Origin of the sequence: Streptococcus mitis, from assembly GCF_946190285.1 — a bacterium.
GTDB lineage: Bacteria > Bacillota > Bacilli > Lactobacillales > Streptococcaceae > Streptococcus > Streptococcus mitis_CP.
On sequence record NZ_CAMHZX010000005.1, the window covers coordinates 25,024 to 48,367 of the forward strand.

At 40.1% G+C, this 23,344-nt stretch carries 24 protein-coding genes; 23 read left to right on the top strand and 1 reads right to left on the bottom strand.

Going from position 1 to position 23,344, the window contains the following annotated elements; translation table 11 throughout:
• The first annotated feature begins 11 nt into the window (after nt 1-11).
• The 5 genes from N8L39_RS07090 (at nt 12) to N8L39_RS07110 (ending at nt 4,818) form a co-directional block, all read left to right on the top strand.
• Entirely contained in the window at nt 12-1,181 is a 1,170-nt protein-coding gene (locus N8L39_RS07090; protein WP_261010520.1) for a pyridoxal phosphate-dependent aminotransferase, read from the top strand.
• Nucleotides 1,178-1,948: a DNA repair protein RecO gene (gene recO, locus N8L39_RS07095; protein WP_261010521.1), complete on the top strand. Its 771-nt coding sequence runs from the start codon at nt 1,178-1,180 to the stop codon at nt 1,946-1,948. The genes N8L39_RS07090 and recO overlap by 4 nt, the downstream gene beginning before the upstream one ends.
• Complete coding sequence (plsX, locus tag N8L39_RS07100; RefSeq protein ID WP_050222969.1) at nt 1,945-2,937, top strand: phosphate acyltransferase PlsX; 993 nt, start codon at nt 1,945-1,947, stop codon at nt 2,935-2,937. Before recO ends, plsX begins: the two co-directional genes overlap by 4 nt.
• 5 nt (nt 2,938-2,942) lie before the next feature.
• The gene (locus tag N8L39_RS07105) at nt 2,943-3,176 is read left to right on the top strand and encodes an acyl carrier protein (RefSeq protein WP_000136446.1); all 234 of its coding nucleotides are present in this window, start codon (nt 2,943-2,945) and stop codon (nt 3,174-3,176) included.
• A gap of 451 nt (nt 3,177-3,627) precedes the next feature.
• Nucleotides 3,628-4,818 carry an N-acetylmuramoyl-L-alanine amidase family protein gene (locus tag N8L39_RS07110; RefSeq protein WP_261010522.1) on the top strand — a complete coding sequence of 397 codons (1,191 nt, stop codon included), beginning with the start codon at nt 3,628-3,630 and terminating at the stop codon, nt 4,816-4,818.
• A gap of 81 nt (nt 4,819-4,899) precedes the next feature.
• Here the strand turns inward: N8L39_RS07110 and N8L39_RS07115 are convergent, their stop codons facing one another.
• Nucleotides 4,900-5,775, bottom strand: a complete 876-nt coding sequence (locus tag N8L39_RS07115; RefSeq protein WP_261010523.1) for a helix-turn-helix domain-containing protein — start codon at nt 5,773-5,775, stop codon at nt 4,900-4,902.
• 197 nt (nt 5,776-5,972) lie between these two features.
• Here N8L39_RS07115 and N8L39_RS07120 point away from each other — a divergent pair, with 197 nt between their 5' ends.
• The 18 genes from N8L39_RS07120 (at nt 5,973) to N8L39_RS07210 (ending at nt 23,333) form a co-directional block, all read left to right on the top strand.
• Nucleotides 5,973-7,154 carry an N-acetylmuramoyl-L-alanine amidase family protein gene (locus N8L39_RS07120; protein ID WP_261010524.1) on the top strand — a complete coding sequence of 394 codons (1,182 nt, stop codon included), beginning with the start codon at nt 5,973-5,975 and terminating at the stop codon, nt 7,152-7,154.
• A gap of 88 nt (nt 7,155-7,242) precedes the next feature.
• The gene (locus N8L39_RS07125; protein WP_261010525.1) at nt 7,243-8,421 is read left to right on the top strand and encodes an N-acetylmuramoyl-L-alanine amidase family protein; all 1,179 of its coding nucleotides are present in this window, start codon (nt 7,243-7,245) and stop codon (nt 8,419-8,421) included.
• Between the two features lie 730 nt (nt 8,422-9,151).
• The gene (locus N8L39_RS07130; RefSeq protein ID WP_261010526.1) at nt 9,152-9,967 is read left to right on the top strand and encodes a GHKL domain-containing protein; all 816 of its coding nucleotides are present in this window, start codon (nt 9,152-9,154) and stop codon (nt 9,965-9,967) included.
• Nucleotides 9,964-10,173 carry a response regulator gene (locus N8L39_RS07135; RefSeq protein WP_261010527.1) on the top strand — a complete coding sequence of 70 codons (210 nt, stop codon included), beginning with the start codon at nt 9,964-9,966 and terminating at the stop codon, nt 10,171-10,173. The genes N8L39_RS07130 and N8L39_RS07135 overlap by 4 nt, the downstream gene beginning before the upstream one ends.
• A 515-nt stretch (nt 10,174-10,688) precedes the next feature.
• On the top strand, nt 10,689-11,504 hold the full coding sequence (locus N8L39_RS07140; RefSeq protein WP_261010528.1) for a GHKL domain-containing protein: 816 nt from the start codon (nt 10,689-10,691) through the stop codon (nt 11,502-11,504).
• Nucleotides 11,501-12,232: a response regulator transcription factor gene (locus N8L39_RS07145; protein WP_261010529.1), complete on the top strand. Its 732-nt coding sequence runs from the start codon at nt 11,501-11,503 to the stop codon at nt 12,230-12,232. Before N8L39_RS07140 ends, N8L39_RS07145 begins: the two co-directional genes overlap by 4 nt.
• Nucleotides 12,233-12,475: 243 nt before the next feature.
• The gene (locus N8L39_RS07150; protein WP_261010530.1) at nt 12,476-12,604 is read left to right on the top strand and encodes a smi_0059.1 family bacteriocin-like peptide; all 129 of its coding nucleotides are present in this window, start codon (nt 12,476-12,478) and stop codon (nt 12,602-12,604) included.
• Between the two features lie 11 nt (nt 12,605-12,615).
• Nucleotides 12,616-12,771 carry a hypothetical protein gene (locus N8L39_RS07155; RefSeq protein ID WP_261010531.1) on the top strand — a complete coding sequence of 52 codons (156 nt, stop codon included), beginning with the start codon at nt 12,616-12,618 and terminating at the stop codon, nt 12,769-12,771.
• Nucleotides 12,772-12,876: 105 nt separating this feature from the next.
• Nucleotides 12,877-13,017: a class IIb bacteriocin, lactobin A/cerein 7B family gene (locus N8L39_RS07160; protein ID WP_261010532.1), complete on the top strand. Its 141-nt coding sequence runs from the start codon at nt 12,877-12,879 to the stop codon at nt 13,015-13,017.
• A 60-nt stretch (nt 13,018-13,077) separates the two neighbouring features.
• Nucleotides 13,078-13,266 (top strand): hypothetical protein, encoded by a 189-nt coding sequence (locus N8L39_RS07165; protein WP_153199448.1) that lies wholly within the window; start codon nt 13,078-13,080, stop codon nt 13,264-13,266.
• A gap of 396 nt (nt 13,267-13,662) precedes the next feature.
• Nucleotides 13,663-13,839 (top strand): class IIb bacteriocin, lactobin A/cerein 7B family, encoded by a 177-nt coding sequence (locus tag N8L39_RS07170; RefSeq protein ID WP_261010533.1) that lies wholly within the window; start codon nt 13,663-13,665, stop codon nt 13,837-13,839.
• Nucleotides 13,840-13,851: 12 nt separating this feature from the next.
• The gene (locus N8L39_RS07175) at nt 13,852-14,043 is read left to right on the top strand and encodes a hypothetical protein (protein WP_004236903.1); all 192 of its coding nucleotides are present in this window, start codon (nt 13,852-13,854) and stop codon (nt 14,041-14,043) included.
• Between the two features lie 27 nt (nt 14,044-14,070).
• On the top strand, nt 14,071-14,241 hold the full coding sequence (locus N8L39_RS07180) for a H354_08695 family bacteriocin-like peptide (protein WP_000067699.1): 171 nt from the start codon (nt 14,071-14,073) through the stop codon (nt 14,239-14,241).
• A 39-nt stretch (nt 14,242-14,280) separates the two neighbouring features.
• Nucleotides 14,281-14,460: a hypothetical protein gene (locus tag N8L39_RS07185; RefSeq protein WP_261010534.1), complete on the top strand. Its 180-nt coding sequence runs from the start codon at nt 14,281-14,283 to the stop codon at nt 14,458-14,460.
• Between the two features lie 699 nt (nt 14,461-15,159).
• Complete coding sequence (comA, locus tag N8L39_RS07195) at nt 15,160-17,313, top strand: peptide cleavage/export ABC transporter ComA (RefSeq protein ID WP_261010535.1); 2,154 nt, start codon at nt 15,160-15,162, stop codon at nt 17,311-17,313.
• A gap of 12 nt (nt 17,314-17,325) precedes the next feature.
• On the top strand, nt 17,326-18,675 hold the full coding sequence (gene comB / locus N8L39_RS07200) for a competence pheromone export protein ComB (protein ID WP_261010536.1): 1,350 nt from the start codon (nt 17,326-17,328) through the stop codon (nt 18,673-18,675).
• A 169-nt stretch (nt 18,676-18,844) separates the two neighbouring features.
• Complete coding sequence (gene purC, locus N8L39_RS07205; RefSeq protein ID WP_261010537.1) at nt 18,845-19,552, top strand: phosphoribosylaminoimidazolesuccinocarboxamide synthase; 708 nt, start codon at nt 18,845-18,847, stop codon at nt 19,550-19,552.
• 55 nt (nt 19,553-19,607) lie between these two features.
• Nucleotides 19,608-23,333, top strand: coding sequence for a phosphoribosylformylglycinamidine synthase (locus N8L39_RS07210; protein WP_261010538.1), 3,726 nt, complete (start codon nt 19,608-19,610; stop codon nt 23,331-23,333).
• Nucleotides 23,334-23,344 lie beyond the last annotated feature (11 nt).

Sequence of the window (23,344 nt, forward strand, 5' to 3'; positions counted from 1 at the left end):
AGGAGGTATCTATGGACTTAACTAAGCGCTTTAATAAACAGTTAGATAAGATTCAAGTTTCGTTGATTCGTCAGTTTGACCAGGCTATTTCTGAGATTCCTGGGGTCTTGCGTTTGACCTTGGGGGAACCTGACTTTACAACGCCAAATCATGTCAAGGAGGCGGCCAAGCGAGCGATTGACCAGAACCAATCCTACTATACAGGGATGAGTGGTCTGCTGACTCTACGTCAGGCAGCCAGTGACTTTGTTAAGGAAAAGTACCAACTGGACTATGCTCCTGAGAATGAAATCTTGGTTACAATTGGTGCGACAGAGGCTTTATCTGCTACTTTGACAGCTATTTTGGAAGAGGGAGACAAGGTACTCTTGCCAGCTCCTGCTTATCCAGGCTATGAACCGATTGTCAATCTAGTTGGGGCAGAGATTGTTGAGATTGATACAACTGAAAATGGGTTTGTCTTGACTCCTGAGATGTTGGAAAAGGCTATTTTGGAGCAGGGAGACAAGCTCAAGGCGGTTATTCTCAACTATCCAGCCAATCCGACAGGAATTACCTATAGTCGGGAGCAGTTGGAAGCCTTGGCAGCTGTTTTACGCAAGTATGAGATTTTCGTGGTCTGTGATGAGGTTTATTCAGAATTGACCTACACAGGGCAAGCCCATGTATCTTTGGGAACTATGTTGAGAGATCAGGCTATTATTATCAATGGTTTGTCGAAATCGCACGCTATGACAGGTTGGCGTTTGGGTCTGATTTTCGCTCCTGCGGTCTTTACAGCCCAGTTGATCAAGAGTCACCAATACTTGGTCACTGCCGCAAACACTATGGCTCAACACGCTGCGGTAGAAGCCCTGACGGCGGGTAAAAACGATGCGGATCCTATGAAGAAGGAATACATCCAGCGTCGTGATTATATTATCGAGAAAATGACTGCTCTTGGTTTTGAGATTATCAAACCAGACGGGGCTTTCTATATCTTTGCTAAGATTCCAGACGGCTACAATCAAGATTCCTTTGCCTTTCTCAAGGATTTTGCTCAGAAGAAGGCCGTTGCGTTTATCCCTGGTGCCGCCTTTGGACGTTACGGGGAAGGCTATGTTCGCCTATCTTATGCAGCCAGCATGGAGATTATCAAAGAAGCCATGAAACGACTTGAGGAGTACATGAGAGAAGCATGATTCAGTCTATCACGAGTCAAGGCTTGGTGCTCTACAATCGTAACTTTCGGGAGGATGATAAGCTAGTCAAGATTTTTACAGAGCAGGCTGGCAAGCGCATGTTTTTCGTCAAACATGCTGGTCAGTCCAAATTGGCTCCTGTTATTCAACCCTTGGTGCTGGCACGATTTCTCTTGCGAATCAATGATGACGGGCTCAGTTACATTGAGGACTATCATGAGGTCATGACCTTTCCCAAGATTAATAGTGATCTCTTTGTCATGGCCTATGCGACCTATGTGGCGGCTCTTGCAGATGCTAGTTTGCAAGATAATCAGCAGGATGCTCCCTTGTTTGCTTTTTTGCAAAAGACTTTGGAGTTGATGGAAGCTGGTTTGGATTATCAGGTTTTGACCAATATTTTTGAAATTCAAATCTTGACCCGATTTGGAATCAGCCTCAATTTTAATGAGTGTGCCTTTTGTCATCGGGTTGGTCAGGCTTTTGACTTTTCTTTCAAATATGGAGCCTGTCTTTGCCCAGACCATTATCATGAGGATGAGAGACGTTGCCATCTCAATCCCAATATCCCTTATTTGCTCAATCAGTTTCAAGCCATTGATTTTGAGACCTTGGAGACTATTTCGCTCAAGCCCGAAATCAAGCAAGAGTTACGCCAATTTATGGATCAACTCTACGAAGAGTACGTTGGGATTCACCTAAAATCAAAGAAATTTATTGATTCCCTAGCAGACTGGGGACAATTACTAAAAGAGGAAAAGAAATGAAAAAAATCGCAGTAGATGCCATGGGGGGCGATTACGCACCTCAGGCCATCGTTGAGGGTGTCAATCAAGCCCTAGCTGACTTTTCAGATATCGAGGTTCAACTCTACGGAGATGAAGCTAAAATCAAGCAATATCTGACAGCGACAGAGCGCGTCAGCATTATCCATACGGATGAGAAGATTGATTCAGACGATGAACCTACGAGAGCTATTCGGAAGAAGAAAAATGCCAGTATGGTATTGGCAGCCAAGGCTGTCAAAGATGGAGAGGCAGATGCTGTTCTTTCCGCAGGCAATACAGGTGCTTTGTTGGCGGCAGGATTCTTCATTGTGGGTCGTATTAAGAATATCGATCGACCAGGACTCATGTCTACCTTGCCGACTGTAGATGGAAAAGGTTTTGACATGCTAGACCTCGGTGCTAATGCAGAAAATACAGCCCAGCACCTCCATCAATACGCGGTTTTAGGCTCCTTCTATGCTAAAAATGTTCGTGGAATTGCGCAACCACGTGTTGGCTTGCTCAATAACGGAACAGAGAGTAGTAAGGGCGATCCGCTTCGTAAGGAAACTTACGAATTACTAGCAGCTGATGAAAGTTTGAACTTTATCGGAAATGTGGAAGCGCGTGATTTGATGAATGGCGTTGCGGATGTTGTCGTGGCAGATGGTTTCACGGGAAACGCTGTGCTCAAGTCCATTGAAGGGACAGCCATGGGAATCATGGGCTTGCTCAAGACTGCTATTACAGGTGGAGGTCTTCGAGCGAAACTAGGTGCCCTTCTTCTTAAGGATAGCCTCAGAGGTTTGAAAAAACAGCTCAACTATTCTGATGTTGGTGGAGCGGTCTTGTTTGGTGTCAAGGCACCAGTTGTCAAGACCCATGGCTCAAGCGATGCCAAGGCTGTCTATAGTACGATTCGCCAGATTCGTACCATGCTAGAAACAGACGTAGTTGCCCAGACTGCGCGTGAATTTTCAGGAGAATAAAAGAGATGACAGAAAAAGAAATTTTTGACCGTATTGTGACCATTATCCAAGAGCGACAGGGAGAGGACTTTGTCGTGACAGAATCCTTGAGTCTGAAAGACGATTTGGATGCTGACTCAGTTGACTTGATGGAGTTTATCTTGACACTGGAAGATGAATTTAATATCGAAATCAGCGATGAGGAAATTGACCAACTCCAAAGTGTAGGAGATGTGGTTAAGATTATTCAAGGAAAATAAAGATAAGAAGTTCCAAGGCATTTGCTTTGGAATTTTTCTTTGGTTCAAGTGACCGTTTAGGAACAGATTTAGTCTTTCTAGGGACAGGAGAGATATAAAAACAAATAAAGGATATAATGGAGTCAGAAAAATCAATCTCCAAAAAGGAGCTAAGAAATGAAGATCAAATGAAAATATCAATTGATTTCTGCTAGAACAAAAATGTTAATATAGTCACAATTTTAATTGACTTTCCTTTTTTACAGGACTATAATGTAGATATAAAAAAGGATTTATTTTATAGTTGGGGGAAGGTGATGGCTATGTACTTTTGATAAACTAGTCTCTATCTTATATTCTTGGAAATGTTAGGAGGTCTTATGGTTCAGGTTTATGAACCTGACATCTATTTTGACTTCGTTTCTATTGGATTTTCTTACTTCGGATTTATCTATTTTAGGAGGAAATAGCTATGAAAAAATCTAAACTACTTACACTTGGTTTGCTTGCAGGTGCTGGTCTACTTTTGTCTATCAATCAAGCACAGGCTGCAGATACTTGGGTTAAAAATGGCGCTGACTGGAATCTTTCACAAGATGGCAGTCTCGCTAAAAACAAATGGGTGCAAAATGCTGGCTCTTGGTACCACTTTGACGGTTCTGGTAAAATGCAGACAGGCTGGCTCAAAGATGGGAATACATGGTATTCGCTCGCAGACAGTGGCGCTATGCGTACTGGCTGGTACAAGGAAGGTAACACCTGGTACTCACTTGCAAATAGTGGTGCTATGCGTACAGGTTGGTACAAAGAAGGGTCTACATGGTATTACCTCAAAGACAGTGGCGCTATGGCAACAGGATGGGCGACTGCAAATGGTCAATGGTCTTACTTTGAAAAATCAGGTGCTATGGTAGCAGATAGAGCTGTTCCAGCAAGCGATGGGGAAAGTTATGTCATTGGTAAGGATGGTTATATGTTAACCAAACTCCCTAGTCAGGTTGAACAAGATCCTTTTGATGATACAGTTATTACAGATATCGTTACTTTGTCTGATGGCTATGACTATCACCTTGTTCATAAGAAAGATGGAGTTGTTATCGAAAAGAATGCCTGGTATATCAAACCTATTGTTGAACGTTTTTCTTATCAAAAGATTGGCGATATAAAAGTAAATACTTTAGATGCAATTACTGATAATAAAAAACCAGGGGAAGAAATTGATCCTAAAGCTGTCATAAAGAATTTCCAAAACTTACCAAATAAGTATTACTTTGGAGCAGATGGACGTAAGGTTGCGAATCTACCAGAATTTACTACTCACTTCCCTATTCAAAAAGTTGGGTCTGAACTTTATCTTAAAAACTCAAGTCCAGTTATTAGTCTAGACACATCTGGATTGACAATTAATGACAATAAACTTTATCTAAGAGCTGCCAATGATTATAATGGTAAACTTGTAACTGGATATTTCATAATGTTTATGGACGGATTATTATCTAAAGATCACCATATTTTGGGCTATGCAGATGAATCTGGTGAAATCGTGAAGATGAAAGTTTTGCCTAATGATTTCCGTGATTATATTGAAAAAGGAATTTCCGGTTTTTATGGAGAAACTGTTCGATACGACAGTTCAACAGGAAATGTTTCTGTTGTGAAATAAGACGTCTGACAGAGTAAAACGAAAAAGCGAACAGCTTTGTATACTAGGAAGTCATGTTCGCTTTTATTCATAAAGTAATAGTTACTGTTTGGTCTCTGTTTCAAAAAAATCTGCTTGATAATAATCACTAACTTCTCTTTTCATTTCTTCTAGTAATCGACTTTCATCTGTTGATTCGAGTAAGGATAATCCTTTATTAATCATAGTATGATCTTCATTAACAATTCCCAGACGTACTTGAGCTACACCTAATAAATCGTATCGTTTCAATATTTTTGCTAAATCAAGGCATTCTTGAATTAAGCATAGACAGTCATCTTTCTTCCCTGCTTCAAGGTACATTCGTGTCATATTGGCTAGAATGGAGTAATGAATACTTTGAATTGGACGATAATCTGTGTATTTATTTAGAGATTTTACAAGTCTTTGACGTAGCATTTCTAGTGAATCAACAGGGAAATGGAAAATGATCATCACTAATAACCGTAAATCTGAGAGAAACCACTGATCTCTTTTTTCCAATTCTTTCCATAACTCTTCAGCCAAGGCTTGGGCTTTATCGGAAAACTGATTTTCAATCACTTCTATAAAAATGGTTAATTCTTTTACAGCATGTTCTATTGGGATATCATTCTGCACTTCATCTAGATAAATTTGACATTTTGATAGCAGTGTCTTCATTTCTTCTAGATTAGGTGAAGAAATGACTTGATAATATTCTGAAAATAATTTCTTACGAGAATCCATTTGGTAATGTTGACAAATATAATGAAATTCATCGAAACTCATATCAATTTGCCTCAAAAGTAATTCCATAGTATCATACCTAGGAGTAGAGTGATTATTTTCAAACTTCGACAAGTTAGAATGAGTAATGTAGTCACCACAGACCTCATTTTGTGTGATCCCTTTTGACTTACGAATGTATTTATAAACTGAACCAATATCCCACCGCATATTTTTGCCTCCAAAAATGTTCCAAAAGTAGAAGTTTTAAGAAAATATTTATATTTAGTATATCATAAAGGTGTGGGGTGGGCAATGATGATAGAAAGAAGGTGTTGGTTGACTCTTAAGGATTATTAGGAGTTATGTAGAATGTTTATGATGGAAAAATATCTTTTTATAACTATTCAATAAAGGAGGAAATGGCTATGAAAAAATCTAAACTACTCACTCTTGGTTTACTTGCAGGTGCTGGTATGCTTTTGTCTATCAACCAAGCAAAGGCTGCAGATACTTGGGTAAAAAATGGTGCTGACTGGAATCTTTCACAAGATGGCAGTCTCGCTAAAAACAAATGGGTACAAAATGCTGGTTATTGGTACCACTTTGACGGTTCTGGTAAAATGCAGACAGGCTGGCTCAAAGACGGTAACACATGGTATTCCCTAGCAGATAGTGGCGCTATGCGTACTGGCTGGTACAAGGAAGGCAATACATGGTATTCACTAGCAGATAGTGGTGCTATGCGCACAGGTTGGTACAAAGAAGGGTCTACATGGTATTACCTCAAAGACAGTGGCGCTATGGCAACAGGATGGGCAACTGCCAATGGTCAATGGTCTTACTTTGAAAAATCAGGTGCAATGGTCGCAGACAGAGCTGTTCCAGCCAGTGATGGGGAAAGTTATGTCATTGGCAAGGATGGTTATCTGTTAACCAAACTTCCAAGTCAGGTTGAACAAACTCAAGCGGATGATACAATTATCACAAATATTGTTACTTTATCTGATGGGTATGATTATCATCTTATTTATACAAAAGATGGAGTCATTGTTGAAAAAAATGCTTGGTACATAAAACCTGAATTTAAGAAGTTTTCTGATAAATATGGAGATAAAGTTTCCAATACGATGTTGGCTTTAGTAGATAATACGGAAGAAGGACAAGAAATTAATCCTAAAGCTGTCGTGAAAAATTTCCAAAACTTACCAAACAGGTATTACTTTGGGGCAGATGGTCGTCGCGTAACAAATTTACCAGAAATGACCACCTATTCAGAGATTAAAAAAGTTGGAAATGATGTCTATCTAGAAAATCCGGGTGCACGACTTCTTCTTGGAGCTACCAGCTTCACAATCAATAATAATAAACTATACTATTTAGATGGTGCTAATGGCAAACTCAAAACAGGTTATTTTGCATTGATTGATGATAGACCAAGCTATCATCACTATCATATTCTTGTTTATGCAGACCAATCTGGTGAAATTCTTAAAATGAAACGATTGCCAACAGGAATTTCAGATTATCTTAATAAAGAAATTGACGGTTTCTACGGTCAAACTGTTAAAATCGATAGTAAGACAGGAAATGTTTCTGTTGTGAAATAAGACGTCTGACAGAGTAAAACGAAAAATCGAACAGCTTTGTATACTAGTAAGTCATGTTCATTTCGTTATAGAATAGGAGGAAATGGCTATGAAAAAATCTAAACTACTCACACTTGGTTTGCTTGCAGGTGCTGGTCTGCTTTTGTCAATCAATCAAGCACAAGCTGCAGATACTTGGGTTAAAAATGGTGCTGACTGGAATCTTTCTCAAGATGGCAGTCTCGCTAAAAATAAATGGGTACAAAACGCTGGTTCTTGGTATCACTTCGATGGTTCTGGTAAAATGCAGACAGGCTGGCTCAAAGATGGCAACACTTGGTATTCACTAGAAGATAGTGGGGCTATGCGTACTGGATGGTACAAGGAAGGCAATACCTGGTACTCACTAGCAGATAGTGGAGCTATGCGCACTGGTTGGTACAAAGAAGGATCTACATGGTACTATCTTCGCTTTAGTGGTTCTATGCAGACAGGTTGGGAGTGCATAGATAATAATTGGTATTATTTCGAACAATCAGGTGCAATGGCCTCTGATAGAGTTGTAAATTCTAGTGATGGGACAGGCTATATTCTCAGCAAGGATGGCCATATGTTCACTTTACAAAATAGCCCTTATAAACATGGTGACATTGTTCGTTTAGGCGATGGATATGAATATCTGATTAAAGCAAAATTTGACGGAAATAACTTTACTGATGTTATCGTGGATAAAAACACTTGGTATATTAAACCTGAGTTCAAGAAGTTTTCCGACAAATACGGGGATGAGGTTGCAAATACAACCTTAGCTTTAGTAGATAATAAAGAAGAAGGACAAGAAATTGATCCTAAAGCTGTCATTCGTAATTTCCAAAATCTACCAGGTCGATATTACTTTGGAGCAGATGGTCGTAGAGTATTACCACTTCCAGAGATGACAACTAGATCAGAAATCAAAAAAGTTGGCAATGATCTTTATCTAGAAGACCCAGGTGTACGACTTCGATTGGATAACTTCACAATCAATAACAATAAACTATACTATTTAGATAATGGACAAGGTAAGCTCAAAACAGGTTACTTTGTACTGATTGATGATGGTATGGCTACAACCCACTATCACTTACTTGTATATGCAGACCAATCTGGAGAAGTTCTTAAGATGAAACGCTTGCCATCAAGATTTTCAGATTATTTTGACAAAGAAATCGATGGTTTCTATGGTCAAAAAATTAAGATTACACAGCCAAATAAGTATGAATATTACAAGGTTCTTGTGGTAAAATAAATAGATAAGCAATCTTCACAACGAATATAAAAAATAAAACGTGCAAATCATTTTCAAGAGGCTTTAGATTTCTTGTATTTTAAAAGAAACTAAAGCCTTTTGTGGATGTATTGTTTTTCAGAAAGTATGAAAAACTAGAGAGTTGTATCGGGGAGATAAATATTATTTCGCTTAAATAAATTAGGAGTCGTTTTATTCTATGATTATTTTAGAATTCTTAGTTTCTGTGCTATATATTCTGTTGGTAGTCGTTTCAACCATGGTGCCTACTATTTATTTGGGTGCTCAAATTTCCCCAGAATTTTATAAAAAACGTTATTGGATACTTATATTTTTAATTAGTTTATCTGCTCGTCAAACATTTGGAGAATTATTTCATATAGGAGTTCTTCTCTTCTTTTACTGTATTTTTTTATTAGTATTGCACAAGGGAAAAGGGGAATCTCTTTTTCTTTCTCTGTATCTTTTTCTCTTCTTTCAAAGTATTCGTTATTTATTTTTGACAATTTGGATTCGTGTATTATCTGGTGAGCATTGTTGTTTCGTAGATTCGTTTTCTACTTTATATATATCTATATTTGATTTATTATCAATCTTTCTATGTTGTAAAATTATGAAGCGTTGGTCTTTGGATTTGGATTTATTCTTTTCAGATACTTTTAAAACCCACTATCGTAAGAGTTTTTTCATTATCCTACCTCTGACTGGATTTAGGATATTCTCTTCGTTCATGACCAATAGAAATAGTTCTTTTTACGTTCGCTTTGACACGACCATTTCTCTCCTGATTTTCATTCTCTTTTTCTCCTGGCTCTTTTATATCAGACACTTAGAGCAGGTTTATCGTGATGAGCAGACCATTCAGAGACAGGAAGATGAGAATCGTTCCTTGCAAGGGATGGTGGATAAGCTGGGTCATCTCTATGATGAAGTTCGAGGTTTCCGTCATGATTTTGCAGGGATTGTCGCCAGCATGGAGCCTGCCATAGCGAATCAAGACATGGCTGAGGTGTCTACCATTTATCAAGATGTCTTTCTAAAGACAAATGAAAAGCTGAGGAAAGCGGACTACACAGCCTTTAATCTTCACAATATCCATGACATAGCCATTCGCAATACCTTGGCAAAAGCCATGATTGTGGCAGATAAGCAAGGAATTCATTTTAGTTTGGAGACGGTGGGAGTCGTAGAAGAACTAGCATTGCCGATGTTGGAGGCTATCCGTATCCTCTCTATCCTCACGACAAATGCCTTAGAGGCAGCCAGTGAGGCTGAAAATCCGCAGATTCGAGTTGCTTTGTTGGCAGGTGATAGGAGTGTTCGTTTTATCATTGAAAACACTCGTAAGAAAGAAGAACTGAATCCCAGCATTCTTAGTCAAAAGGGTTATTCGACCAAGGGTAACCACAGTGGACTGGGCTTGGCAACCTTGGAGGATATGGTTTTTCATTATGATTTGAACTTAGATACCCAGCTAGGAGAGACGACTTTTAGACAAGATTTAGAATTGCCATTTAAGGATGAGAAACGAGGGGGAGAGGAATGAGAATTTTAGTTTTGGAAGACGATAGAGTCCAGCAAGGACGGATAGAGCAGACCTTACTAGACATCGGTCGCTCTCGCAATTTGAGATTGGGAATTGATATTGCCAAAAACTATGGGGATGTTGAAAAGTATTCTCAGTATTTTGACCATTACCAGCTCTATTTATTAGATTTAGAGATTGATGGAGAGCGTGATTGGATAGTATGATTTTGACTTTTATTAAGGAAACTCTATTTGCTTTATTGTTGATAGTCTCCATTATAGTTCCTCCAATCTATCTAGGTTACCAAATTACACCGGAATTTCGTAAAAAGAGATACATAGTCTATTTACTAATGATGCAAGCAATAGCTGGTAAAACTTTTTTTGAAATTATGTATTTGGAAGTTTTAATCTTTTTTTACCTTATTTTCTATATGAAAGGGAAGAAAAAGGGGGAGTCTTTATTTCTTTCGCTCTATCTTTTTAGTTTTTATCAGAGTATTCGCTATTTATTGGTATTGTTCTATATTCGGATGTTAGATATAGATATGCTATCAGAAGTAGGTAATGGGATTGTTAATTCTTCTTTTTCTCTACTAGCTCTTGTACTGACAGTAGTTATGATGAAGCGTTGGTCTTTGGATTTGGATTTATTTTTTTCAGGTGCTTTCAAAACCCACTATCATAAGAGTTTTTTCATTATCCTACCTCTGACTGTGTTTAGGATATTCTCTTCGTTCATGACAAATAGAAATAGTTCTTTCTACGTTCGTTTTGACACGACCATTTCTCTCCTGATTTTCATTCTCTTTTTCTCTTGGCTCTTTTACGTCAAGCATTTAGAGCAGGTTTATCGTGATGAGCAGACCATTCAGAGACAGGAAGATGAAAATCGTTCCTTGCAAGGAATGGTGGATAAGCTAGGTCATCTCTATGATGAGGTTCGAGGTTTCCGTCATGATTTTGCAGGGATTGTCGCCAGTATGGAGCCTGCTATAGCTAATCAAGATATGACTGAGGTTTCTACCATTTATCAAGATGTCTTTCTGAAGACCAATGAAAAGCTGAGAAAGGCGGACTACACGGCCTTTAATCTTCATAATATCCATGATATAGCCATTCGTAATACCTTGGCAAAAGCCATGATTGTGGCAGATAAGCAGGGAATTCATTTTAGTTTGGAGACGGTGGGGGTTGTCGAAGAGCTGGCTTTGCCGATGTTGGAGGCTATCCGTATCCTCTCTATCCTCACGACAAATGCCTTAGAAGCAGCCAGTGAGTCTGAAAATCCGCAGATTCGAGTTGCTTTGTTGGCAGGTGATAGGAGTGTTCGTTTTATCATTGAAAACACTCGTAAGAAAGAAGAACTGAATCCCAGCATTCTTAGTCAAAAGGGTTATTCGACCAAGGGTAACCACAGTGGACTGGGCTTGGCAACCTTGGAGGATATGGTTTTTCATTATGATTTGAACTTAGATACCCAGCTAGGAGAGACGACTTTTAGACAAGATTTAGAATTGCCATTTAAGGATGAGAAACGAGGGGGAGAGGAATGAGAATTTTAGTTTTGGAAGACGATAGAGTCCAGCAAGGACGGATAGAGCAGACCTTACTAGACATCGGTCGCTCTCGCAATTTGAGATTGGGAATTGATATTGCCAAAAACTATGGGGATGTTGAAAAGTATTCTCAGTATTTTGACCATTACCAGCTCTATTTATTAGATTTAGAGATTGATGGAGAGCGTGAACGGGGCTTTCAAGTTGCTCAACAGGTTCGGGAGCGGGATCCCTTTACAAGTATTGTCTTTGTGTCCACACACTCGGAGGCTTTGCCTCTAGCTTTTCGCTATCACTTGTCTGCCTTGGATTTTATTTCCAAGGATCAGCCAGAGGAAGATTATCGTCATCAGTTGGAGCGCTGTCTGGACTATGTACTGGCAGTGGACAAGAGGGAAAATATGCGTCTCTTTACCTATAGTTTTGAGGGAAGACGTGGCTTTACTCTGCCCTACCATGAGATTTTAGCCTTTGAAACCTCAGTGGAATCCCATCGTATCAAGGTCTATTATGCCAATCATTCTATCAAGACCATTTACGGCAGTCTCAAGGATATCGCTACTAAGGCTGAAAAAGATTACTTTGTCTATGCCAATCGCAATACTTTAGTCAGTTTACAGGCTATTGAAGAGATGACTGCCACAGAAGTGACCTTGTTAGAAGGCTTGCATTTCCCCGTATCACGAACGGCCAGAAGAACCCTTAAAAAACACCTCAATGTCTAATATCTGTTAGACTTGGATGAGTTTATCAATAAGAATGTCGGAAAAATTTCTGATATTCTTATTTTTTTGGATTCTTTCTCGAATAGATAGGTAAGAGGAAAAAGAAAGGAGTCTGGTTTATGTATCTACCAATCTTGTATCCGTGGTTCATTAAATTATTTTTTAAATAAATTTAATTTAGTTGTACATTTTCGAATTTTTTTTCGAATAGATAAGCAAGAGGAAAAAGAAAGGAATAAAATAATGAAAGAACATTACTATGGATTTGTTGAGCTAACTTCGGAAGAATTGACCGATATTCAAGGTGGAGAAAATTGGGCGAAGACCCTTGCACATTGGTACATTGGATTTCGTAGAGGTTTAGGTTTTTAGGAGGATAAGCGATGAATGAAATGACTAACGAGTATACTATTGAAGTACTAAAGGAAAGCGACTTAGCTTTGCTGGTGGGTGGTAGCAAGGAAAGTTATCAACGGGGTCTAATTACAGGTCTATTGATACGCGGTGTATTTATTGGAACCCCATTTTTTAGAAGATAAGATTTAGAGAGTAAAGTTTATCTACAACAATGAATGGCATATATGAAAAATGAAACACAAATAACTACCTTCTTCAATCGTTAATAATCAAAAAAGGAGAATAAGATGGAACAAATTAAAAATATGGAAGATAGTTTTCATGTAATGAGTCATGAGGAATTGGCCGATGTAGAAGGAGGCTTGTTGTTTGGTCTGGTAGTAGTTGGAGGAGTCGCAATTGCAGGAACATTTTATTGGGTGCGGTAGATGGTGCTTCAGGAGTACATGCTAAGCGTCGTGGACGTTAACAGGGAAGGAAGAGCGCCAATGGAACGCATAATAGAAAGTTGGATTACTAGGGTAGAGAATTTTTACAGTTTGCAGTCAATTCCTGTAAAAGTATTAATTTTCATAGTTGGAGTAGTTGGGATTTATGCTTTAGGGACATTAATTTTAGGTCCTATTTATTGGGCAGGCCAGAAGTTTGGCGAAACAATTTACAATTATTTGTTTTAATAAAAAATTCGAATAGATAAGTAAAAGGGAAAAAGAAAGGAGCCTAGCTCATGTTTATATCAATGTTCTACCCATGGCTCACTGAGTTATTTTTTAAATAAAATTTAATTTAGTTGTACATTTTCGAAATTTTTTTCGAATAGATAAGTAAGAGGAAAAGGAAAGGAGTTTGCTTCATGTATTTACCAATTTTCTATTCATGGTATATTAAATTATTTTTTAAATAAAATTTAATTTGGTTGTACGTTTTCGAATTCTTTTTCGAATAAATAAGTAAGAAGAAAAGGAAGGAGATTAGAAATGATTATTTAAGTTATTTATCCAACTTGGCTATTTAAGTGGCTTAGAGGATAAACATTAAACATATAAAAATATATATAAATTGAGGAGAAAAAGATGACAAATTTTGACAAAATGGAACAGAACTTTGCAGCTCTTACAGAAGAAGAGTTGGTGAATGTGGATGGGGGAATTGCTTGGGAGGTAGTCTCTTTGGGTATTGCGATTGGCTGGGGGATTTACCAAGCTGGTGAAGCTGCTGGTAAAACATTCTACTATATTACTCATCCATAGTATTTGATAAATATGAGCAAGAAAACATTTTGGATTATACTACTCGTTATTACAATTGTGGTGACTGCCGTTGGTTTAGGATTGTCTGCATATAATTATTATGTTTTTGATAGACCTTTTTTCAATAGTACTACTAAAGGACTGTTATCTGCATTTGTTATGAGTGTATTGATGATTATTATTGGTGTATTAAAAGAAAACTAATTTTTATTATTAAAATGGAGGTTAAATATGTCAAATTTACAAACTATTGAACAAAATTATACTACGTTAAGTGATATTGAATTACAAGAAGTTGATGGTGGAGGAGTGTTACTTTTGGTTGGTGGTGGTATTTTGGCTGTCGGACTATTAGCTTGGGGTGCGTATAATGGTTATCAGTCGGCATCACGAGGTGGATAAAAAGATGGTAGATTGTTTTTTAGTAAATAGGAGTCTACCATGAAACAATTCTTATTAGGTTTTGCTGAGGGTTATTTTACCGTATCGCTCATAATCTACATCACAACGTATTTGATTTTGAGAAATCCAATCAATACCCTATTTTATCCAGAAATTTACCCTGTTTTATTTGGGCTCTTTTATCTAGGATATAAGGTCAATAAAAAGCGAGTAGAGTAAACAGTTAAGAATGACTTGTTAGTCTGCGCTGAAAATAGCTAGGTTAGAATCTAAGAATGCATCACATTGGAGTTTAATATGAAATTCGTTAAATCAGTATTGAAAGTTTGGCCTGAAATAATGGTATTACTTAGTTCGATGTCCTATATAATCATCAGATTAGTAGCTGATATGAATAAAGTATCTTTACCTACTTGGTTTGATAATCTTAATATACCCACGATTGCATTATTTATGATGGTATTCATTCTTTTATATAGAAGTAAACAAAAAAAGAATAGGTAAATTTGAAGCAGTAGACGTTCTATAGGGAATAGGTGTCTTATAGTAACGAATCAAAAAAAGGAGTAACTATGAATCGTAATTTAGAACGGTGTTATCTATTCTGACTATGAATAGATTATACCAGAGGTGGCTTAGAAATAGCAGGGACATTAAAAATTGAAGTAACTTTAAATAGGATGTCGTAAATGTTGCTATCAATGATTTATTTGTCCCAAGCTTGCCTAGGGGGACAGTAAAACATCAATTTCCTTTCATACCATATTTTTAGTAGGTAGGACGTTTGTTCTGCCTATTTTTTATCCAAAAAGTGCATTTGGGAGGTAGATAGGCGCATTTGGGAAGGAAGTCCAGTTTTTGTTTGGGGATTGGGGTAAGATAGTTGTTATCAGATGAGTTTAGGAAAAGGAGATGAATATGAAATTTGGGAAACGTCACTATCGTCCGCAGGTGGATCAGATGGACTGCGGTGTAGCTTCATTGGCTATGGTTTTTGGCTACTATGGTAGCTACTATTCTTTGGCTCACTTGCGAGAATTGGCCAAGACGACCATGGATGGGACTACGGCCTTGGGCTTGGTCAAGGTGGCAGAGGAGATTGGTTTTGAGACGCGAGCCATTAAGGCGGATATGACGCTCTTTGGCTTACCAGATTTGACCTTTCCTTTTGTTGCCCATGTGCTTAAGGAAGGAAAATTGCTCCACTACTATGTGGTGACTGGGCAGGATAAGGATAGCATTCATATTGCCGATCCAGATCCTGGGGTGAAATTGATCAAACTGCCACGTGAGCGTTTTGCGGAAGAATGGACAGGAGTGACTCTGTTTATGGCACCTAGTCCAGACTACAAGCCTCATAAGGATCAAAAGAATGGCCTGCTCTCTTTTATCCCTATATTAGTGAAGCAGCGTGGCTTGATTGCCAATATCGTTTTGGCAACACTCTTGGTCACCTTGATTAACATTGTGGGTTCTTATTATCTGCAGTCTATCATTGATACCTATGTGCCAGATCAGATGCGTTCGACGCTTGGGATTATTTCTATTGGGCTGGTTATCGTCTATATTCTCCAGCAGATCTTGTCTTATGCTCAAGAGTATCTCTTGCTTGTTTTGGGGCAACGCTTGTCGATTGATGTGATTTTGTCCTATATCAAGCATGTTTTTCACCTGCCTATGTCCTTTTTTGCGACACGTCGGACAGGGGAAATCGTGTCTCGTTTTACAGATGCTAACAGTATCATTGATGCGCTGGCTTCGACCATTCTTTCGATTTTCCTAGATGTGTCAACGGTTGTCATTATTTCCCTTGTTTTATTTTCACAAAATACCAATCTCTTTTTCATGACTTTATTGGCACTTCCTATCTATACAGTGATTATCTTTGCTTTTATGAAGCCGTTTGAAAAGATGAATCGGGACACCATGGAAGCCAATGCGGTTCTGTCTTCTTCTATCATCGAGGACATCAACGGTATTGAGACTATCAAGTCTTTGACCAGTGAAAGTCAACGTTATCAAAAGATTGACAAGGAATTTGTGGATTATCTGAAAAAATCCTTTACCTATAGTCGGGCAGAGAGTCAGCAAAAGGCTCTGAAAAAAATTGCCCATCTCTTGCTCAATGTCGGAATTCTCTGGATGGGGGCTGTTCTGGTTATGGATGGCAAGATGAGTTTGGGGCAGTTGATTACCTATAATACCTTGCTTGTTTACTTTACTAATCCTTTGGAAAATATCATCAATCTGCAAACCAAGCTTCAGACAGCGCAGGTTGCCAATAACCGTCTGAATGAGGTTTATCTGGTAGCTTCTGAGTTTGAGGAGAAGAAAACAGTTGAGGATCTGAGCTTGATGAAGGGAGAGATGACCTTCAAGCAGGTTTCCTACAAGTATGGCTATGGTCGAGATGTCTTGTCGGATATCAATTTGACTATTTCGCAGGGTTCTAAGGTGGCTTTTGTGGGAATTTCAGGGTCAGGTAAGACGACCTTGGCCAAGATGATGGTTAATTTTTACGATCCAAGTCAGGGAGAGATTAGTCTGGGTGGTGTCAATCTCAATCAGATTGATAAAAAGGCTCTGCGTCAGTATATCAACTATCTGCCTCAACAACCCTATGTCTTTAACGGAACGATTTTGGACAATCTTCTTTTGGGAGCCAAGGAGGGGACGACTCAAGAGGATATCTTACGGGCGGTCGAATTGGCAGAGATTCGGGAGGACATTGAGCGCATGCCACTGAATTATCAGACAGAGTTGACTTCGGATGGGGCAGGGATCTCAGGTGGTCAACGTCAGAGAATTGCTCTGGCGCGTGCTCTCTTGACAGATGCACCGGTCTTGATTTTGGACGAGGCGACCAGCAGTTTGGATATTCTGACAGAGAAGCGAATTGTCGATAATCTTATGGCTTTAGACAAGACCTTGATTTTCATCGCCCACCGCTTGACCATTGCTGAGCGGACAGAGAAGGTTGTTGTCTTGGATCAGGGCAAGATTGTTGAAGAAGGAAATCATGCTGATTTGCTTGCACAGGGTGGTTTTTACGCCCATTTGGTCAATAGCTAGAAAGAGGAGAGGATGAAACCAGAATTTTTAGAAAGTGCGGAGTTTTATAATCGTCGTTACCATAATTTTTCCAGTCGGGTGATTGTCCCCATGTTCCTTCTGCTCGTGTTTTTGCTTGGATTTGCAACTCTTGCAGAGAAGGAGATGAGTATGTCTACTAGAGCTACTGTCGAGCCTAGTCGTATCCTTGCAAATATCCAGTCAACTAGCAACAATCGTATGCTTGTCAATCATTTGGAAGAAAATAAGCTGGTTAAAAAGGGAGAACTGTTAGTTCAATATCAGGAAGGGGCAGAGGGTGTCCAAGCGGAGTCTTATGCCAGTCAGTTGGACATGCTCAAGGATCAAAAAAAGCAATTGGAGTATTTGCAGAAGAGCTTGCAAGAAGGGGAGAACCACTTTCCAGAGGAGGATAAGTTTGGCTACCAAGCCACCTTTCGCGACTACATCAGTCAAGCAGGCAGTCTTAGGGCTAGTACATCGCAACAAAATGAGACCATCGCGTCCCAGAACGCAGCAGCTAGTCAGACTCAAGCCGAAATCGGGAACCTCATCAGTCAAACAGAGGCTAAAATTCGCGATTACCAGACAGCTAAGTCAGCTATTGAAACAGGCGCTTCCTTGGCCAGTCAGAATCTAGCCTACTCTCTCTATCAGTCCTACAAGTCTCAGGGCGAGGAAAATCCCCAAGCAAAATCTCAGGCTGTTGCGCAGGTTGAAGCGCAGCTCTCTCAGTTAGAATCCAGTCTTGCTACTTACCGTATTCAGTATGCAGGTTCGGGTGCCCAACAAGCCTATGCGTCAGGCTTAAGCAGTCAATTGGAGTCTCTCAAATCCCAACACTTGGCAAAAGTTGGTCAGGAATTGACCCTTCTAGACCAGAAAATCTTGGAGGTGGAGTCAGGTAAGAAGGTACAGGGAAATCTTTTAGACAAGGGGAAAATTACGGCGAGTGAGGATGGGGTGCTTCATCTTAATCCTGAGACCAGTGATTCTACCATGGTTGCAGAGGGGGCTCTACTAGCCCAACTCTATCCATCTTTGGAAAGAGAAGGGAAAGCCAAACTAACAGCTTATCTTAGTTCAAAAGATGTAGCAAGGATCAAGGTCGGTGATTCTGTTCGCTATACGACGACTCATGATGCCAAGAATCAACTTTTCCTAGATTCTACTATTACAAGTATTGATACGACAGCTACTAAGACTGAGAAAGGGAATTTCTTTAAAATCGAGGCGGAGACTAATCTAACTTCTGAGCAGGCTGAAAAACTTCGATATGGGGTGGAAGGTCGTCTGCAGATGATTACGGGCAAGAAAAGTTACCTACGTTATTATTTGGATCAATTTTTGAACAAAGAGTAATGTTCGTGTTTTTAGAGTTAAATGATTTTAAAACTGTGAGAAATCTTTTTCTTGCGGTTTTTTCTTTATGATTTTTGAGGTTACTACGTTATTTATTCGGTTAAATTCTTGTAATTTTAGGTTTTTTATGGTAGAATGTGCTCAAGTAATACGAAAGGCGAACTTTAAAATGTCAAAACAATTGATCTATTCGGGAAAAGCTAAAGATATCTATACAACTGAGGATGAAAATCTTATTATTTCAACTTACAAGGACCAGGCGACTGCTTTCAATGGTGTCAAGAAGGAGCAGATTGCAGGTAAGGGAGTGTTGAATAATCAGATTTCATCTTTTATTTTTGAGAAATTAAATGCGGCTGGTGTGGCGACTCACTTTGTGGAGAAACTTTCAGATACGGAACAACTCAATAAAAAGGTGGAAATCATTCCTTTGGAAGTCGTGCTTCGCAACTACACGGCTGGTTCCTTTTCAAAACGTTTTGGTGTGGATGAGGGAATCGCCTTGGAGATTCCGATTGTCGAATTTTACTATAAAAATGATGATTTGGATGATCCATTCATCAATGATGAGCATGTGAAATTCCTACAGATTGCGGATGACCAGCAGATTTCCTACTTGAAGGAAGAAACTCGTCGAATCAATGAACTTTTGAAAACTTGGTTTGCTGAGATTGGGCTTAAGTTGATTGACTTTAAGCTAGAGTTCGGTTTTGACAAGGATGGCAAGATTATCTTAGCAGATGAATTTTCACCAGATAACTGCCGTTTGTGGGATGCGGATGGCAACCACATGGATAAGGATGTTTTCCGTAGAGGATTGGGAGAGCTAACAGACGTTTACGAGATTGTTTGGGAAAAGTTGCAGGAATTGAAATAACAACCTCAAGGTCGTTGGGGATATTGCAAGAGCTGAAATAAAGGAATAAGGATTGATGGATAAACGTATTTTTGTTGAAAAAAAGGCTGATTTTCAGGTCAAGTCAGAGAGTTTGGTTAGAGAACTCCAGCACAACTTGGGACTGTTAAGCTTGAAAAGTATTCGCATCGTGCAAGTGTATGATGTATTTGACTTGGCAGAGGACCTGTTTGCGTCTGCAGAGAAACACATCTTCTCTGAGCAAGTGACAGACCATGTCTTGGACGAAGCGACTGTGCAGGCAGATCTTGCTAACTATGCTTTCTTTGCCATTGAAAGTCTACCTGGGCAATTTGACCAGCGTGCAGCTTCTTCACAGGAAGCCTTGCTTTTGCTGGGAAGTTCGAGTGACGTGACAGTCAACACAGCCCAACTGTACTTGGTTAATAAAGACATTGATGCGACTGAGTTAGAAGCGGTCAAGAACTACTTGCTCAATCCAGTTGATTCTCGTTTCAAGGACATCAAGACTGGGATTGCCAAGCAGGAATTTTCAGAGTCAGACAAGACCATTCCCAAATTGACTTTCTTTGAAAGCTATAGGGCAGAAGACTTTGCCCGCTACAAGGCTGAGCAAGGGATGGCTATGGAAGTGGATGATTTGCTCTTTATCCAAGACTATTTCAAGTCAATAGGGCGCGTGCCGACGGAAACAGAACTTAAGGTTTTGGACACTTACTGGTCTGACCACTGCCGTCACACGACTTTTGAGACAGAGTTGAAACACATCGACTTTTCAGCTTCTAAATTTCAAAAGCAATTGCAGTCAACCTATGACAAATATATCGCTATGCGCGATGAGTTGGGGCGTTCTGAAAAACCGCAAACCTTGATGGATATGGCGACTATTTTCGGTCGTTATGAGCGTGCTAATGGACGTTTGGATGATATGGAAGTGTCAGATGAAATCAATGCTTGCTCAGTAGAAATCGAAGTGGATGTTGATGGTGTCAAGGAACCTTGGCTCCTCATGTTTAAAAACGAAACCCACAACCACCCAACGGAAATTGAGCCATTTGGTGGAGCGGCTACTTGTATCGGTGGAGCCATTCGTGACCCGTTGTCAGGCCGTTCCTACGTTTACCAAGCCATGCGTATCTCTGGTGCGGGTGATATTACAGCACCAATTTCGGAAACTCGCGCTGGGAAATTGCCACAACAAGTCATTTCTAAAACAGCGGCTCATGGTTATTCTTCATATGGAAATCAAATTGGTCTTGCAACGACTTACGTTCGTGAATATTTCCACCCAGGCTTTGTAGCTAAACGCATGGAGCTTGGTGCCGTTGTCGGTGCTGCTCCTAAGGGAAACGTTGTCCGTGAAAAACCTGAAGCGGGCGATGTGATTATTCTCCTCGGTGGGAAGACTGGACGTGATGGTGTCGGTGGTGCGACAGGGTCTTCTAAGGTTCAAACAGTTGAGTCTATAGAGACTGCTGGAGCTGAGGTTCAAAAAGGGAATGCCATCGAAGAACGTAAGATTCAACGTCTTTTCCGTAATAGGGACGTGACACGTCTTATTAAGAAATCAAATGACTTTGGCGCTGGTGGTGTCTGTGTGGCTATCGGTGAATTGGCAGATGGTCTTGAAATCGACCTTAATAAAGTGCCTCTTAAATACCAAGGCTTGAATGGTACAGAAATTGCCATCTCTGAATCACAAGAACGGATGGCAGTCGTGGTTCGTCCTGAGGACGTAGATGCCTTTGTTGTAGAATGTAACAAAGAGAATATTGACGCTGTTGTGGTTGCGACAGTGACGGAAAAACCAAATCTGGTTATGCACTGGAATGGTGAGACAATCGTGGATTTGGAGCGTCGTTTCCTTGACACCAATGGTGTGCGTGTGGTCGTCGATGCTAAGGTTGTGGACAAGGATGTCAAACTCCCAGAAGAACGCACAACAAGCACTAACACACTTGAAGCAGATACTCTTGAGGTTCTATCTGACTTGAACCACGCTAGTCAAAAAGGCTTGCAAACCATCTTTGACTGCTCTGTTGGTCGTTCAACGGTTAATCACCCACTTGGTGGTCGTTACCAACTCACACCAACTGAGGCATCTGTGCAGAAATTACCAGTTCAACACAGTGTGACTCATACTGCGTCAGTCATGGCTCAAGGATTCAACCCTTATGTGGCAGAATGGTCTCCATACCACGGTGCTGCCTATGCGGTGATCGAAGCAACTGCTCGTTTGGTTGCTGCTGGTGCCAACTGGTCTAAGGCTCGCTTCTCTTACCAAGAGTACTTCGAGCGCATGGACAAACAAGCTGAGCGTTTTGGTCAGCCAGTAGCAGCTCTTCTAGGCTCTATCGAGGCACAAATTCAGCTTGGTTTGCCATCTATCGGTGGTAAGGACTCCATGTCTGGTACTTTTGAAGAATTGACAGTACCGCCAACCTTGGTCGCTTTTGGGGTAACGACAGCGGATAGCCGTAATGTGCTCTCTCCAGAATTTAAAGCTGTTGGGGAAAATATCTACTACATCCCAGGACAGGCCCTCTCAGCAGAGATTGATTTTGACTTGATTAAGTCTAACTTTGCTCAGTTTGAAGACATCCAAGCTGGTCACAAAGTGACATCTGCATCAGCTGTCAAATATGGTGGTGTGGTTGAAAGTTTGGCTCTTGCTACCTTTGGAAATCATATTGGTGCAGAGGTAACCTTGCCTGAACTTGAAAGTTCTTTGACAGCACAATTGGGCGGATTTGTCTTCACATCGCCTGAAGAAATTGCTAGAGTAGAGAAAATCGGTCAAACAAGTGCAGACTTTACACTCCTTGTCAACGGTGTGAAGCTAGATGGACACAAACTTGACAATGCCTTCCAAGGAAAACTGGAAGAAGTCTACCCAACAGAATTTGCCCAAGCCAAAGAACTAGCTGAAGTACCAGCTGTGGCATCAGATGTTGTGATTAAAGCCAAAGAAAAGGTTGAAAAACCGGTGGTTTATATCCCAGTCTTCCCAGGCACCAACTCAGAATATGACTCAGCCAAGGCATTTGAGAAAGAAGGTGCAGAGGTCAACTTGGTGCCATTCGTGACCTTGAATGAAGAAGCTATTGTCAAGTCTGTTGAAACCATGGTTGACAACATCGGCAAGGCTAACATTCTCTTCTTTGCAGGTGGTTTCTCAGCTGCGGACGAGCCAGATGGTTCAGCCAAGTTCATTGTCAATATTCTGCTCAATGAAAAAGTCCGTGTGGCTATTGATAGCTTTATCGCTCGTGGTGGCTTGATTATCGGTATCTGTAATGGATTCCAGGCTTTGGTCAAATCAGGTCTTCTTCCATACGGGAACTTCGAAGATGCCAGCAGTACTAGTCCAACCCTCTTCTACAATGATGCCAACCAGCACGTGGCCAAGATGGTGGAAACTCGGATTGCCAATACCAACTCGCCATGGTTAGCTGGAGTGCAAGTGGGAGATATCCACGCCATTCCTGTTTCGCACGGGGAAGGGAAGTTTGTCGTGACGGCTGAGGAATTCGCTGAACTCCGTGACAATGGACAAATTTTCAGCCAATATGTTGACTTTGATGGAAAACCAAGTATGGATTCTAAGTACAATCCGAATGGTTCTGTCCATGCCATCGAAGGAATTACCAGCAAGAACGGCCAAATCATCGGTAAGATGGGACACTCAGAACGTTATGAAGACGGTCTTTTCCAAAACATCCCAGGAAATAAAGACCAGCACCTGTTCGCGTCAGCGGTTAAATACTTTACTGGAAAATAAGACTTGCAGAT

Coding starts and splice junctions, on each gene's coding strand:
- N8L39_RS07165 (WP_153199448.1), top strand. CDS start 13,078: ATGGAACGCATAATAGAAAGTTGGATTACTAGGGTAGAGAATTTTTAC.
- purC (WP_261010537.1), top strand. CDS start 18,845: ATGTCAAAACAATTGATCTATTCGGGAAAAGCTAAAGATATCTATACA.
- N8L39_RS07130 (WP_261010526.1), top strand. CDS start 9,152: ATGACCAATAGAAATAGTTCTTTTTACGTTCGCTTTGACACGACCATT.
- comA (WP_261010535.1), top strand. CDS start 15,160: ATGAAATTTGGGAAACGTCACTATCGTCCGCAGGTGGATCAGATGGAC.
- N8L39_RS07180 (WP_000067699.1), top strand. CDS start 14,071: ATGTCAAATTTACAAACTATTGAACAAAATTATACTACGTTAAGTGAT.
- N8L39_RS07210 (WP_261010538.1), top strand. CDS start 19,608: ATGGATAAACGTATTTTTGTTGAAAAAAAGGCTGATTTTCAGGTCAAG.
- N8L39_RS07115 (WP_261010523.1), bottom strand. CDS start 5,775: ATGCGGTGGGATATTGGTTCAGTTTATAAATACATTCGTAAGTCAAAA.
- N8L39_RS07145 (WP_261010529.1), top strand. CDS start 11,501: ATGAGAATTTTAGTTTTGGAAGACGATAGAGTCCAGCAAGGACGGATA.
- recO (WP_261010521.1), top strand. CDS start 1,178: ATGATTCAGTCTATCACGAGTCAAGGCTTGGTGCTCTACAATCGTAAC.
- N8L39_RS07135 (WP_261010527.1), top strand. CDS start 9,964: ATGAGAATTTTAGTTTTGGAAGACGATAGAGTCCAGCAAGGACGGATA.
- N8L39_RS07185 (WP_261010534.1), top strand. CDS start 14,281: ATGAAACAATTCTTATTAGGTTTTGCTGAGGGTTATTTTACCGTATCG.
- N8L39_RS07150 (WP_261010530.1), top strand. CDS start 12,476: ATGAAAGAACATTACTATGGATTTGTTGAGCTAACTTCGGAAGAATTG.
- N8L39_RS07140 (WP_261010528.1), top strand. CDS start 10,689: ATGACAAATAGAAATAGTTCTTTCTACGTTCGTTTTGACACGACCATT.
- N8L39_RS07105 (WP_000136446.1), top strand. CDS start 2,943: ATGACAGAAAAAGAAATTTTTGACCGTATTGTGACCATTATCCAAGAG.
- N8L39_RS07110 (WP_261010522.1), top strand. CDS start 3,628: ATGAAAAAATCTAAACTACTTACACTTGGTTTGCTTGCAGGTGCTGGT.
- N8L39_RS07175 (WP_004236903.1), top strand. CDS start 13,852: ATGAGCAAGAAAACATTTTGGATTATACTACTCGTTATTACAATTGTG.
- N8L39_RS07125 (WP_261010525.1), top strand. CDS start 7,243: ATGAAAAAATCTAAACTACTCACACTTGGTTTGCTTGCAGGTGCTGGT.
- N8L39_RS07120 (WP_261010524.1), top strand. CDS start 5,973: ATGAAAAAATCTAAACTACTCACTCTTGGTTTACTTGCAGGTGCTGGT.
- N8L39_RS07160 (WP_261010532.1), top strand. CDS start 12,877: ATGGAACAAATTAAAAATATGGAAGATAGTTTTCATGTAATGAGTCAT.
- N8L39_RS07170 (WP_261010533.1), top strand. CDS start 13,663: ATGACAAATTTTGACAAAATGGAACAGAACTTTGCAGCTCTTACAGAA.
- plsX (WP_050222969.1), top strand. CDS start 1,945: ATGAAAAAAATCGCAGTAGATGCCATGGGGGGCGATTACGCACCTCAG.
- comB (WP_261010536.1), top strand. CDS start 17,326: ATGAAACCAGAATTTTTAGAAAGTGCGGAGTTTTATAATCGTCGTTAC.
- N8L39_RS07155 (WP_261010531.1), top strand. CDS start 12,616: ATGAATGAAATGACTAACGAGTATACTATTGAAGTACTAAAGGAAAGC.
- N8L39_RS07090 (WP_261010520.1), top strand. CDS start 12: ATGGACTTAACTAAGCGCTTTAATAAACAGTTAGATAAGATTCAAGTT.